Here is a 13,868-nt window from a genome sequence, read left to right as displayed (position 1 = left end):
AAGGTATCCTTAATATCTTTCAATGTGCCTGCAAGTATAAGTTCCAGGACAAAAGAAATACGTCCTATAAATTGTTTTAAGAGACCAGCTTTCTTTAATTCCACTTCGAGAAGTTGCTTTTTAAATTGCTTCATTCGAAAATATTCCTTTCAAATCAATAAATAACCTGCTGTTTAGTATGAAAAATAAAATTAAGAATGGATTAATAACGAAAGAAATATAGGAATTACATTAATTTCCTTTGGGAATTCTTGATTGTATTGATGTCGCATAAATTAATTATTTAGTCACTTTGCGGCAGAGCACAGGTTTCTTAGCTCTAAGCCTATTAATTATCCAGGACCTCTATTTCCATCGATCTTTTTTGGGATAATTACAGTAATTCCCTCTTGTTTGAAGAGGCTCTTGTCCCTGTAAATTCTTCACTCATGCGTGATTGATAATAAAGGTGGCTATTCTGTGCCACCGGCAATTATCAAACATATAAGAATAAACGAGTTAATATAATGCCAGCTACATCGCTCAATAAAATCGCAATAATAAAGCTAAGCCACAGGCTTTTTCCTCCAAGACCGGAAGCTTCTTTTAAAGCAAAAAAATAGGTGATGATTTGCCAAATGATGCAAGTCAAAAATATTAAGTTTCCAATTGTACCTATCAGTGTAAGATGGAGTTCAATCCCCTTTGTAATATCTTCGTTATAACGAGAGGGGTCTAAATATTTCTCTATCATCGTAAAGAGAAGTGAAATCAATAAAGGGTAACGAGCCAAGGCCACCGTGCCAAAAAAATCAATGACCCGAATGCGTTTTTTTCTAAACAAAAGAGCAGTCGCCATAAATAGAGAGGCTGTAATGAAAACAGCGGCAGCGTTTTGATAAAGCAGTAAGAAAAAATTGGGCTTTATTGCGGCTTTTAATCCCATAGGAAAGAAAAAACCCAAGCTACCATCAAAATAAATGTTAACGACAACTCCTAAGAGGCTCATCGTAATCATTAATAATAGTCCCAACAGCAGGGCTCTAAATCCTGCAATTTTTTGGAAGGGATTAATCAAGAGCGAATTTTCAATGTTGGTAAAAACAGATTTCTTGTTTAAAGCAGCAGAAATAAGCAGATAATCCGCTTCGGAAATTTTATTTTCTTTAAGCATTACTAACAGGCGATTTTGTTCCTTAATCATTATTTATACTCACAAACGTTTCAACATAATAGCTGCATCTTTAGCGGTAATTTTACCGTCCTCAAGCAATTGTAAAATTTTTTCTTTAGAGTTTTCTTTTTTTATTTCCATGTTTTCTAAATTTTCGATTAACGCATTCAGTCGGTTTCTTAAGGTAGGGTAAGAAACCTTTTGAATAGCGGCCATGTCCTTAAGGCTTCCTGAGCACTTTACGAAGTCAAGAATGAACTGCAAATCATCCTCCGGTAGCTTTAATAAAGCGGAAATTTCAAATTGCCCCTCAAATCGAGTGTTACAGTCCGAACACTCAATTTTGACCACATTTAAATTCGAACTTTTACACGCTGGACACTGTGTAATTATTTTTCCCATTAATCAAATACTCATTATTAACCCTCGTTCGCAATATTTTAGAATCCTCTCTATATAATATCAATCGACTTTAATTTTTTAAAGTTTATTTTTAATTTTATTAAAAAAAATATTTGTTTTTTTAAAATCGAATTGCTATATTCATCGCCATTGGAACAAGTGTTTTTATTTTGAACATTTAGTGAGGCGCTTCGATGAGTAAAACAAGCATAAAAAATTCTTGGAAAAAAACACTGAATTTAGTCAAAGACTATTTTATGAATTCCGAGGAGAAATTACTTGCCTGGTTACTCCTTATTGGAACGATCCTTTGTGTGGTGGGTTTAGTCGCCTTAGTGAGCGTTTTGTCGTGGTGGTCTGCGGGATTCTGGGCTGTATTAACAGCCAAAGCGTTGACCCCTTTTTTAATAAGCATGGGGCAATTTGTCTTGATTCTCGGAGCTCTTGTGAGTGTTCATGTTCTAAAAAATTACCTGATTGGAAAATTATCCATTCATTGGCGTAGCTGGCTCACTAAAAAAATAATGAATGAATTATTTGGCAGTGAAAATAATTATTTGGATTTAAAACGATTCTCTTCTGAAATTGATAATCTTGGGCAGCGAATTCAGGAGGATATTAAAGCGTTTGTCGAATTAACGCTTCGCTTAGGGACTGATTTTTTAAAATCAATCTTAAGTTTAGGTACCTTTGTAGGCACTTTATGGGTAGTGGGTGGTGCACTCACTGTCACTCTTCTAGGTTTAAATATCATCATACCGGGTTATTTAGTTTGGGTAGCCTTAATTGTTGCCGTAGTCGCCACACTTGCTGCGCACTTCATAGGAAAATCGCTTCCAGAAGCGAGCAAGGCAACTGAGAAAGCGGAAGCCGATTTTAGGCAGGATTTAGCCGAACTGAACCATGAAGCTGAAAATATTGCCGAAGAGCATGCCGAAAATTTTTATCAATCTTCCTTAGAACGTAGAGTTCAGGAAATTAAAACGACAGCGACTAAAAAACTCGATACGCAAACAAAATTAGTGGCTTTCCAAAGTTTTTATTCCCAACTAGGATTTATCTTACCGAATATCCTAGCAGCACCTCTCTATTTTTCAGGGCTCATCGAGATAGGTCAGCTCATGCAGATTGGGATGTCTTTTGCGGAAGTCAATCTGTCATTCAGTTGGTTTGTAGAGGCTTACGAAAACATTGCCACTTATAAAGCAAGCATAGAGCGCATTAGCGAATTACGAAACACCTTCGAAAAAGAAGGGTTGGCTGCTAATCCTAAATCCATTGTGAGAAAAAAGAGGGATAAGGAGTCGCTTAATATCAAGCGTCTAAATATTATGCCGCCGCAAGCATCAAGCACAGAGTATATTATGCGTAACCTCAATCTAAAATTAAAACCGGGTGAGCATATTTTAATAAAAGGGGATTCTGGTCTAGGTAAGAGTACTCTTTTCAAAGCAATTTCGGGAACTTGGGGATACGGCGATGGAAAAATATCCCTTCCTGCGGGCAAACACCTCTATTTTTTACCGCAAAAGCCTACTCTTCCTCATACGAGTTTAAAAGCGGTGTTAGCTTATCCAGAGCCAACGGAGACTTATACGGAAGAGGAGTACATTAATGCATTATTGATTGTCGGGAAAATGGATGCGTTTATTCCTAGACTTGATGAGAGCTTGCCTTGGTCGGAGGAATTATCAGCGGGACAGCAACAACGAATCGCTTTTGCAAGGGCCTTATTGAAAAGACCCGATTGGCTTTTTTTGGATGAAGCAACCTCTGCCTTGGATGAAAACGGTGAAGAGCATGTTTATAATCTGGTAAAACAACAATTAAAAGAGACTACTATTGTGAGCATTGGCCATCGCAGTACAGTAGAAAAACATCACGCCAGAATAGTGGATTTTCATGCGAATAAAGCAAAGGAAATCGAGATAGAGGAGAAGAGGCTGCTGCTTTAATCCCATACTAGAAATTTCTTTATGAGCGAATCAGCATCGGGTTTTTCTTTTTTAACGAGTTTAGGGCCCTCTCCAAATGTTTTTAAAGCGTCTTTTAAACTTATAAAGGTATAACCATTTTCTTTATAAAGATTGATGATGTCGGGTAATAAATAAGCGTTTAACAGATTGGCATGAATTAATAAGATCTGTGCTTGATCCGGTTTATGAGCAAGCCGATTATGTTCCTCTGCTTTTAGCGTCTGTTGCCAAATAAAATTTAAGTAGCAAGGCTTTAATACATTGAGAAAATTACGCCGTTCATTCTGCTGGACACCGAGTAAAAGCTGATTAAAAACAAAATCCCTACTGTCTATAGTAATCGGGGCAATTTGGTAATTTTTTGCAGCCAAGTAATCAAGGACTTTATTTTTCTTTGTGCCTTCGCTCATGGCTAAGTAAGGGTAACGAAAATATTTAGGTTCCGTGAGGACTGGCGCTAAAATTTTATCGGCTGTTTCAATCTCCTGAATGTAGTTGTCACTGTTCATTCTATTTAAATTGGCATGAGAAAAAGTATGATTTCCCAATCCTAAGCCTGCCTCACGAAATTTATGAAGCATCTGCCAATTGTTGGCTCCAACTTCTTTAGCGATGATAAAGCCGGTCGCAGGGACTTCATTCGCTTTGATGGAGTTGAGAATCATATCTAAATGAAAATTTTTACTTTCGCCTACGAAGGGTAAATCATCAATAGTGATTGCAATTTCTCGTTTTTGTGCAAAACAGCTGCAGGTTGCTAGAGTGAATAAGAAAAAGATTAAGCAAATTTTTTTAAACAAAATGGTTCTCATCAGTTGTTAGTCGGTAATCCAATGTAATTCGTAATAGCCTATATGGTTTTATTCCTTTGGCCTGTCTGCCAAAATGGGGGCTATTTTTATGTCGTGCAGAATGCATGTGGGCTGAATAATACCACATCATTCATCACGTTACATGCCAGTTTTTTAGGCAGGAAACCACTATTTGTATTCAAAAAATAACCAATTTGTTTTAAATGTGTTATATTAAAGTAAAATGGTTTATCGAAAAGCTTATGAGAGATTCCATTGCCTTACAAATTTATGCCAGTGCCTTTTCAAAAATGAGCGAGTTACTTTATCTTCTCGATAAAGATGGTTTTCTTATTGATTGCAGCCATAATTTATTACGCTTTCTCGGATTTGATCGCATCGAGAATAATTCGATAGGTGCAATTTATGAAATGATGCGTAAAGAGGGACTATGGACTTCCCAGCAGATTCAAAATTTTCAGCAGCATGATATTGATGTCATGTTGGATGGTAAAAGCAGTACGGAAGAACAAGCCATTATTAACAATAGCGGTTCAATTCTTTATTTCGAAATTTCGCGGACACCTTTAGCCGATAAATCAGGTAATGCCCTTGGATTACTCGTTGTGTTGCGTGATTTGACCAAGCAAAAACAATTAAATACGCAATTAAGAAGTGCAAAATCACAACTTCGCTACAGTCATAAATTAAATGTCTCCTCATCCCATGCGGCAATCAACAAGCAAATCAACGCATTAAAAATATTACTAATTGAAGATAACGTAATTGCCCAGAAAGCAGAAAAAACGGTGTTAATGTCCTGCAGATGCATGACCGATGTAGTCGCAACGCCAAGACAAGCCGATGAAATTTTTAAGCCAGGTAAATATGACTTAGTATTGATGGACCTCACACTGGAGGAAGGGGACGGCTATCAATTGACCGCTACGCTTCGAAAGAGGGAGCAAGGCAGCAATTATCGTGTTCCTATTATTGCTTTAACTGGACACGATCCTACCGTAGTGGGATTCAATTGCGAAGATGCAGAAATGGACGGGATTTTGCGCAAACCCTTAACCGTTGAACAGGCAAATCAACTGATTCAGCGCTATATTCGTCATGTGGATGTAAACGTCAAAGGATTGAGAGAGTTCAAACAATAAAGGCTGTCCACAGGTCTTAGTGAGTGTCCTGAGAATTCCCATCAAATTTCTTGCAATTTTATCTTAAGCCAGTATGCTTAAATTATTGGGCCGTTAGCTCAGTTGGTAGAGCAGGAGGCTCTTAACCTCTGTGTCATAGGTTCGACCCCTATACGGCCCACTATTTAAAATCAACCAGTTACGCTGATTTTGTGTCATAAAAACCAATTTACTGTGGCAAAAACGGCTCTTCCCCTACATTTGGGGTAGAGCCATAAAAATGCTTTCTTCATCCTACATCTCCATTTTAATTACATTTAAAAAGCGAAGACGAATCTACTAAAAAATAATTATCAGTCAAAGGATTATTTACTTGTTTTTGTTGAGTCTTAAAAACCCATCACCATCTGTTTTACTGAATCATTTTAGGCATTATAAATTCGAAAAAGATGATTTTAACTACTGTTCACTCTAGTGAAATTAAGTGTTTTGCAAATATAGCTGATAACATCCATGCGGAAGCAATAGCAATAGGCTAGCTATACTAATAATAGAGTTATTAATGTTATAGATTTTGATGCCAAAAAATAAAGAGTCCGATTCGCTCATAGAGCTAACCTTACAAATAACGAATTTGGGCGAAAAAATACATAAATTAAAACGTAGCTCTTTTACAGCTACTCATGCTTTAATTGATGAAATAGCGAATCTATGTAGTAACAATAATGAAGCGTCACAAAAAATAGCTATTTTAGAGATTGTAAAAAAAATTAAGAATAAAATTGAAAGTTTTGATTTACAGGAAGACGATGAAAAAATATTAATGCTGTATCTGGAAGCAATGGCCGTATTAGCAGAGCATTTTCCTTATACACAAAAACAAGTCGCTCAGGCTTATTTTGAATATGCTATAAAAGTAAAAGAAACGATAAAGATTAATAATTCATTTTCTTTTTCAACCTATCAAGTTTATCAAAAAATATTGATAGCTCTCAATATTGCCAAGCAATTAACCGATGACAGCAACCTTCATAGCAAAATTGCAGAATCAATAGAGCAATTATTTCAGCAATTAAAAAAAGAGCTGGCATTAGAAGTTCAAGGCATTGATCCAGCAATTATTACAACAAAAATCAATGCAATTCGAACTCGATTTTATACTGGATTATCAATTGAAAATTTTTCTGGTAAACAAAAAAAATTTTGTCGCGAGTTAAGTCTTTATTTTAAAGAAATTGTGTTTAATTGCTTTAAAGAAATGAGCACTGACATCAAATACGTGCTTGTTTCTTTAGGTTCTTTAAGTAAACAAACGATTTTACCCTATTCAGACCTAGAATTTGTGCTGCTATTAGATCAAAATCATCCTGATTATATGCAAATAAAAACGAAGCTTGCTTATCTACTGGATTTTTTGATACGAAGTCTTGGTGAAACTGAATCAAAAGGAGAAATACCTTTTACAATTAAACCAGGTTTACGAATAGATACGGCAGTAAACTTGTTTAATCTTGATTTCAGTAACATGACAAATATGATTAGCTCCTTAAAAACGGCTTCCACCCAAGCGGCGCGTGGCGATATCTCTAATATTCAAATAGTTATGGATTTTTACACGAGTACTTTTCTTGATGGAGATCACACTCTATTCGATACATTTCAAGCTCAATTGAATGAAAAAGTGTATAACAATTTATTAGATATTGCCTTATCCCATTTTCGTTTTAATTTTAGCAAGTCATTCAAAGAAGTCCATTCAACAATCAAAACTAAATATTATAATAATCTTGTATGGTTGCTTTATGGTTTAGGAATGTGTCACCAAATTAAAGCTGAGGGTTTGAATGATTTAATAAAACAACTGCAAAAACATGGGGTGATTGCAAGTAAGGCTGCTCAGGATATCAATTCTTATTTAAATCTAATAAATTTTTGGCGAGCAAAAACCCAACAAGTGAATGGTGGTCAACTGGAGTATCTTGATTCTGTCTTACCCCCTAAAAGTATTCTTACTTTTTATGAAAAAAAAATTAAACCATTGATCGGCAGTTTAACCAAAGCAATAAAAAAAATAGAATTACAGGGCACTAGTCTACATTTAAAATCATTTCGCATTAATGAAGAATGTAAGTTTGTTTCTAAAAAATCTGGAAGTCTTTCACAAAGTATGCGATTTCTCACTTCTCCTATTTCTGGCAGATCAAAGCCGAATGCTGAAGAAGCAGTAACCAACAACGACAAAAACAGTCCGTCATCCAACAGACGATAAAGTCACTCCATTTTGGTAAGTCTCTTGAACAATTTGATGCTTCTCAAAGGCTGTCCAACGACGTTTCTTTGATGTTGAATATATAATTTCGTTTGGTTCGATAGTCATATTACTAGTCCTTACTGGGTATTTTTATCTATAACTAGTGGGCCAATTTAATTGGGGCATACACTCCGACTCGCATTTACGTCAGCTAGGTTCATTCTACCCACATATTTAAGATAGAGAATAGGCAGCTTTATTTATTAATGACATAATTTTAATTTTTACATTTAGGGACGGTCTTTGAGATAACCTCAAAGTCTTATTCTGCGGGATGTAGTATTTATTTGGAGAAGTAGATGAAATTAAAAGGATCCTGCCACTGCCAAGCAGTGCATTTTTCAGTTGACTCCTCTACGCCTTATCCTTATATGCACTGCTACTGCTCAATCTGCCGAAAAACGGCTGGCGGTGGAGGTTATGCCATCAATATCATGGGGAAAGCAGACAGCTTAAAGGTGACAGGCAAAGAGTTTCTATCCATCTATCAGGCCATTATGTCACGAGATGCGCGAGGTAATCCTGCAGAAATCAGTGAAGGTCAGCGACATTTTTGTAAACAATGTGGTAGCTGTTTATGGATTTTTGATCCACGATGGTCTGAGTGGATTTATCCTTTTGCATCGGCAATAGATACTCCGCTACCCAAATCACCTGAGAAAACGCATATTTTATTAGACTATGCCGCAAATTGGTGTGAAGTTCCTCAATCCAAGGAGGATCACTGTTTTGCCCAATTTCCCGAAGAATCCATCGAAGAATGGCACAAACGCCATCATTTGTACGGTAACATTTAAATGAGACAAACACCTAATTATGTAAATATATGTGTGCTCGTGCACCTGAATTAAATCTATTTTTATTGAGCCAGTTGTCCTTTGCCACGCTATGCACAGTGGGAAGGGGGGTAAACTTTTCAGCCTGGTGGCTATAACGCGCAGGTTCACGCTAGGTGCATTTGAATATTGGGTGACTGCAATCAATACTTACCCTATATAATTTATTGTAGACTGTATAATAAATTGAATTGTATTAATTAAGGCTGAACACTTCCGGCTCTCTGGTGTCTGTAATCAAGAAACTAGGCGATGGATTCTCAGTAAAAGGGAAAATGCCATTCTTCCTAAGAAGCAGGGAATCAGAAAGTTCTAGCCTTTGGTTTTTATTTCTCTCATTTATTTGTGTTTCTGGGCTTTCTATTCTGTCTCTTTTAAGTGTTGATTTTTCGGATGCGTTTACATTTTGTTTCGAGGCCAATGCATTTTCAATTATTTGATCGATATGATCCGCCAGGTTAGTATTTTTTTCTACCAGAATAGTTTGATAACCCTTAGCTTTAGCCGTTGAAATATTTGTTGGATCATCATCAAAAAAAGTAATATCGCTCGGCTGGCAAGCTGTCTTGTCGCATATTGTTTGTAAATGAATAGTTTTTTGACCAGGATAGGCTTCAATGATTATTTTATTTACGAGCTTATCATCTTCAAGTAATTCAGCTAGATAGGCTTGAATTAAATCTTTACCTGATAAAAAATCGTCTACTTTTTTTCTAGGCCTCATTTTCATTAGAGTACTTTCAGTTGGAGCTGTGGCATGGCTTGCTATTGCAACAGGAATACCATTCACTAACGCTTTTTTAATAGCGTTTCGAAGGTTTATTTGATCTCGTATATTGTCTTGTACTCTTTCTTTGGTAATTTGGGTACGTAACACAAAACCACGCGTCTTTTTTTTGGTTATGACGCCATCAAAATCAAGAACTATAACAACGGCCATTTACCCACTCCTTTGTAATGAGCCAACCATCCCAAAAATATTTATAACGACTCCTGAGATGCATTAAACTGAATCTGTCCATTAACCTGTTTTCATTGTAATGCCGATAAAATTGTTGCCTAAAATACACTATCTTTATGTTTTATAAAAGATTCTATGCATAAAATAAAAAAATAATTCAAATCGATTTATAGAAAAATTAATCGTTTTTGTTCGCTGGGAAGGTAGCGCGGGATTTTAAGTGGGGTAATGAATCTTTGATTATCTAGTCGATGTATTGAATCGTAGGCACAAACTAAGAATAAATTAGATGTGGTAAATTTATAACAAACTGCATTATAATCCGGCTTGTTTAGGCAGTAATTGCCCATCTATTAAATCGCAATGGACCGATTAATATTTAATCTTGATCAAAAATTGGCTAGAGCATTGTTTCAGGCTCTAATTCGGAGAACTCTCATTTGGCTCCTATTTCGCAGCAAGTTCGGGCTCAAATTAAAATGAACAACTATTTTCCTTCTTTTGATTGGGTAAATCTTTTAATAAACAATGAACCAACCGTGGTGATATGATGCCGAAAAATTTAAAAATAGGCTTGGGCATTTTTCTTAACCCTGAATTCTTTGAGTCTTTACCGGAAGGAGGGAGAGTCAATGTTCTATCGATAGGATGTGGCCATAATTTGGATGTTTTGCAAGATGAAATGGAGACTTTGATTGGCTCCATTCCCGGTAAAGCCGTTAACTATACTGGGGTTGATTTAAGTATACCCTATGCAGAAGTAATTAATAAATTGGTGACTCAATCTATTGGAAATTCACAACATCAATTTAGAGTGCTAGAAGCAGATATAAATAATCCAGAACTAATAAATTCCCTGCAGCTGCCTTTGTTTGACCTAGTTTTGTTAAGGCATCCCCAGTTTTTTGAGCAATATGAAGAGAGTACAAAGCAAATATTACGTATCGCGATACCCGCTTTACTTAGAAAAGATGGATTGTTGATAGTCAGCCTTTACTCCAAAGAAGAGAAAATATATATGGGAGAAAAAGAGGCCTCCCTCGATGCATTTTTGTTAAAAACAATTTACTCTGATTTATCTTATCATGAAAATTTTCGACAAAATGCGACCCGACAAAGCAAGGTAAAGAGCGTGATAGGGTTTGACGATCAGTGCATGTATTCGTTAAAAAATAGTGTAAATACGCGCATGAGCCCGCAAAGCTACTTTAGGTTGGATAGGGACATAGATACGGCAACCAGGCGATACATTTTGAGCTTGGTTTTGAAAATAGGTGGGCAAGTTGTTAATCCAGACAAAGGTGTATTTTTATTATGCGATGAGCATGCCACAGCACTCCAAAATAGATTTAATTTTACTTGTAACAAAATAAATGGAAGGGCACTTGACCGCTCCAATGTCTTGCCTTCTCTAGGAGCCACTAACAGGAGTTTGTTTGCACAATCGGATTCGCGCGCCCATCGAGCACTGATGAAGGCTATGGATGCCTTAAAAGAAACGCCTCACAAAAACGCGTATCAAATCATTTATGCTACCTTACAGAAAAAAAATTACAATCAAGCTTTGCGACAGGCTGCATCGGAAGATAATGAGTTCACTGCTAAAGTGATTGAATTATTGTTGAACAAAGCCCAGCAGTTAACCATTTGCCCTACTGAACGCAATACTAAGCATCGATCTGCTTTAGATTATGCAGAAGATTGTAATCATTCTAAATTATCCGAATTGAAGAATTGGGTTAGTGTACATCAATTGACGTGAAACGTTTCAAAAATAGAAGGCCTCAGACTAAGGATAGTAAAATTGTCATTTAGAGGGACTTTTTGATAAAGGCGCATGCCCCAGACTCGATTGCACGGAAAAAAGCATACTCCTAATGACAATCGAGTCTCGCTTAGGTGGAGCTTAACTAATAACACAAGAACCCTGCGCTTGTTGTGGCGCATTGGTTGGACCACGCTGTAATCTAACATGCCTACGTTGTTCAGCATCTTCAGACTCGTGAGTCTTTGGTAAATGATAAAATGCATGTGGATTGTGGCCCGCAGAAGCAACAACTACCCGTGGTGAGGAGACCTTAAGCATAGGATCGGCATTGATATTCTTTTTAGCTTCAGTCTGAGATTGGGCAGAAGAAAGGATTTCCTTTACTTCTTTTTCGCCTGATAACTCTTCTTTCTCCTCGGATAGTTGCGCATCTTGCCTTTTTTCTAGGTATAAATTACGTCCTTTTTGTGTGGCAAAGATGTATTCAACGATTTTTCTTTTAAGAGAATACCCTGCTTCAATAATTTCTAAATGGGAGCGTTCAATCTTTGCTGTACAGCTTGTTGCCCTGCGATAATTCACGTCAGGATCCAGGGGCATGAACATTTCAATTTTTAATGCACCGTATCGTACCAAATCGATTTTAAATCCGGGTCTTAGTTGACGTTTTTCAAAATCGATGATGTCGACTTTTGCCTCAATACTTCCTATATCCCGTGGTCCATATTGAAACAACAATCCCCCTAATTTAACGATGGTCTTTGCCCTATTCTCGCCTACAATGATAAAATCTTCTTCACCATATAGTTCGGTTTCAAATGCCATAGGCCAAATGGTTCGCAATAAGTTAACCTCAAACAGTTCACCATTAAACACTTCACCAGCATAACGTTTAGTGTGTTTTTCATTAAGTTCTGAACAAGGGTAATCAATGACTGTCGGGCGTTGACTGGGCCAATGAAAATGAGAAATAGTACCATGTACTATAAGGTGCCACACGAATTCATCAATACCAAATGCCTCGCAAACATGCGAACCATTCCTTAAGTGAGGGTCCTTAGCCAAGCATGCGTTAATTTGTTTTATATTAAGAGAAATGGTATCACTAATGGTTCTTGGACCAACAGGTGGTGTGGTTTTTTGTCTGCTTTGAGGTTGAACAGGCGGAAGGTTTTCAATCGTTGCTAAAATACTCTGAACATGGCCAAGAAACTCGGCCTTAAGTGGATGTTCTGTGCGACTGTGTTCTTTGTCTTCTCCCTCCGTCATTTTTCGATATAAATCAGCACAAGGATTTTTTAAAGGAAGTAAGGCACTGGTTAGCGATGTATGATTATATTTTGCTATTACCACCTCAAGATAATTGAGTTTTTCGCGTAATGAGATGTTTTTAGCATCAATTAAGTGCGCTAAGTCCTCTAGCAGTGCAGCTCGAAGTGTATTTAAGCTGCCTGTGCTATGCTCTGAAAAACGCTGTTCAAATTCACGCAAAAATAATTCCAACGCTTCAGGCGTTTCTATGCTTGTTTCGGGCACAAGACGAACATTTTTTAAAAAAGTCCATTCCAGATTGACTTGAGAGAGATCCACTGTGCGAAGGTCGACATTAATCAATGCTGTTAATGCTAAGCTGGCCCCTGCCAAATTAGCATTGTCTAGTATGGCATCTTTTAACACCGCCCCATTTAATTTTGCCTGACTAAGATTAGCCCCACGGAAATTCGCGCCCCTTAAATTGCAATCATTCAAACGAGCCGAACGCAGATTAGCGCCGCTGAAATTTGCTCCTTCCAAGTTACTTATTGAACGCGATCGAGAAAACACGGCATTCACTAAACAGCTGTGTGCTAAATTCTGATGGGAGAGATCAAATTCGAGTGAAGTTATGCCAGAAAAGAGATTGAGAAATTTTCCCGAGTCATGCACAGCAAATATTTTCAGCAACTCTGATTTGTATCGATTGGGATTTCTGGACGCGATTTCCGCTTGCTCTATGAGTTTTAAATGTTCTTTGGTCTGTTCATCGAGCGCTATTGATTTCGTAGCCTGAATTATGCCTTTCGGCAATACATGATTATCACGCGTTAAGGCATAGCAAATGATTTCTTCATTCGTCATTTGCTGGTCGCCGAATACTTTTCGCTTCAGTATTTTGTAGCAATCCGTTTGCTGGTATTCCACGACAAATTGATTCCCTTCAGACGCATTAGCTTGGCTGAGAAAAGCAATAATATGAGAGGGTTTACACCGAGTATTGAAGACGTCTTCTGCTATGGCCCTTAATTCTTTACAGGTTTCCCGTACTTTGGCCAGTTCACGTAAGCTTAAATTACTTAAAATATGCTGCTGAACCTCCACCGGTAAAGCGAGAAGATAACTAAACGCTTGGTTGTCTTTTGAAATGAAAGCCGTCTCTTCTTGAGCCACTGACTCTGTCACTGTGGAAATAAAATCCTGCGTATCGGCTTCTACTTCCGCCCTTTTAATCATGGAAAACAGGTAGTTGATATTCTCTTTAACGGAGTTGG

Annotated in this window: 10 protein-coding genes and 1 tRNA gene; 6 read left to right on the top strand and 5 right to left on the bottom strand. The window is 37.2% G+C overall.

Translation table 11 applies throughout. The features are described from left to right. Window positions 1-475: 475 nt before the first annotated feature. Both B5D33_RS13565 and B5D33_RS13560 read right to left on the bottom strand, forming a co-directional pair. On the bottom strand, window positions 476-1,183 hold the full coding sequence (locus B5D33_RS13565; protein WP_058450858.1) for a hypothetical protein: 708 nt from the start codon (window positions 1,181-1,183) through the stop codon (window positions 476-478). A 9-nt stretch (window positions 1,184-1,192) separates the two neighbouring features. Further along, the gene (locus B5D33_RS13560) at window positions 1,193-1,555 is read right to left on the bottom strand and encodes a DUF2089 domain-containing protein (protein WP_058450857.1); all 363 of its coding nucleotides are present in this window, start codon (window positions 1,553-1,555) and stop codon (window positions 1,193-1,195) included. Window positions 1,556-1,749: 194 nt separating this feature from the next. On the opposite strand from B5D33_RS13560, the gene B5D33_RS13555 reads away from it, so the two are divergent. Beyond that, entirely contained in the window at window positions 1,750-3,510 is a 1,761-nt protein-coding gene (locus tag B5D33_RS13555; protein ID WP_058450856.1) for an ABC transporter ATP-binding protein/permease, read from the top strand. Here the strand turns inward: B5D33_RS13555 and B5D33_RS13550 are convergent. Continuing rightward, window positions 3,507-4,343 (bottom strand): polysaccharide deacetylase family protein, encoded by an 837-nt coding sequence (locus B5D33_RS13550; protein ID WP_058450855.1) that lies wholly within the window; start codon window positions 4,341-4,343, stop codon window positions 3,507-3,509. The genes B5D33_RS13555 and B5D33_RS13550 overlap by 4 nt on opposite strands. Window positions 4,344-4,585: 242 nt before the next feature. Between B5D33_RS13550 and B5D33_RS13545 the strand changes: the two genes are divergently transcribed. The 4 genes from B5D33_RS13545 (at window position 4,586) to B5D33_RS13530 (ending at window position 8,572) form a co-directional block, all read left to right on the top strand. After that, on the top strand, window positions 4,586-5,485 hold the full coding sequence (locus B5D33_RS13545; RefSeq protein WP_058450854.1) for a response regulator: 900 nt from the start codon (window positions 4,586-4,588) through the stop codon (window positions 5,483-5,485). Window positions 5,486-5,572: 87 nt separating this feature from the next. Then, a tRNA-Lys gene (locus tag B5D33_RS13540) sits at window positions 5,573-5,645 on the top strand. Between the two features lie 396 nt (window positions 5,646-6,041). Next, a complete protein-coding gene (locus tag B5D33_RS13535; RefSeq protein ID WP_058450853.1) occupies window positions 6,042-7,733 on the top strand; it encodes a hypothetical protein in 1,692 nt (563 codons plus the stop codon). A gap of 341 nt (window positions 7,734-8,074) precedes the next feature. Further along, a complete protein-coding gene (locus B5D33_RS13530; RefSeq protein ID WP_058450852.1) occupies window positions 8,075-8,572 on the top strand; it encodes a GFA family protein in 498 nt (165 codons plus the stop codon). 235 nt (window positions 8,573-8,807) lie between these two features. Here the strand turns inward: B5D33_RS13530 and B5D33_RS13525 are convergent, their stop codons facing one another. Further along, a complete protein-coding gene (locus tag B5D33_RS13525; protein ID WP_058450851.1) occupies window positions 8,808-9,551 on the bottom strand; it encodes an HAD family hydrolase in 744 nt (247 codons plus the stop codon). A gap of 568 nt (window positions 9,552-10,119) precedes the next feature. On the opposite strand from B5D33_RS13525, the gene B5D33_RS13520 reads away from it, so the two are divergent. After that, on the top strand, window positions 10,120-11,334 hold the full coding sequence (locus B5D33_RS13520) for a class I SAM-dependent methyltransferase (protein ID WP_115304932.1): 1,215 nt from the start codon (window positions 10,120-10,122) through the stop codon (window positions 11,332-11,334). A gap of 144 nt (window positions 11,335-11,478) precedes the next feature. On the opposite strand, the gene B5D33_RS13515 is transcribed toward B5D33_RS13520, so the two are convergent. Then, window positions 11,479-13,868: pentapeptide repeat-containing protein (locus B5D33_RS13515; protein WP_176119745.1), on the bottom strand; the 2,390-nt coding region annotated here is incomplete at its 5' end.

Source organism: Legionella maceachernii (genome assembly GCF_900167045.1).
Lineage (GTDB): Bacteria > Pseudomonadota > Gammaproteobacteria > Legionellales > Legionellaceae > Tatlockia > Tatlockia maceachernii.
Note: the sequence above shows the minus strand (reverse complement) of the source record. Positions and strands in the feature narration are given on the sequence as shown.